The organism is Pseudomonas sp. P20 (assembly GCF_016463925.1).
Lineage (GTDB): Bacteria > Pseudomonadota > Gammaproteobacteria > Pseudomonadales > Pseudomonadaceae > Pseudomonas > Pseudomonas aeruginosa.
In genome coordinates this window covers 1-226 of the sequence record NZ_JAEMVM010000148.1, presented here as the reverse complement: position 1 = coordinate 226, position 226 = coordinate 1, and the positions used below count along the sequence as shown (strand labels likewise).

1 protein-coding gene is annotated in these 226 nt (G+C 65.5%); it reads left to right on the top strand.

The genetic code is table 11. The features are described 5' to 3' along the window. Positions 1-226 (top strand): AMP-binding protein (locus tag JHD77_RS33420; protein WP_233412023.1); only part of this gene is annotated, 226 nt, incomplete at both ends.

Here is a 226-nt window from a genome sequence, read left to right as displayed (position 1 = left end):
GCCTGGGAAAGCCTGCGCCCGGGCTACCTGTTCAACGGCTATGGACCGACCGAGACGGTGGTCACGCCCTTGTTGTGGAAGGCGTGTCCGCAGGATCCGTGCGGTGCGGCTTACGCACCTATCGGTACCTTGCTGGGACGTCGCAGGGCCTATGTACTGGGCGCGGACCTGGACCTGCTGCCGCTGGGTCTGGCCGGTGAGCTTTACCTGGGTGGAGAAGGTGTGG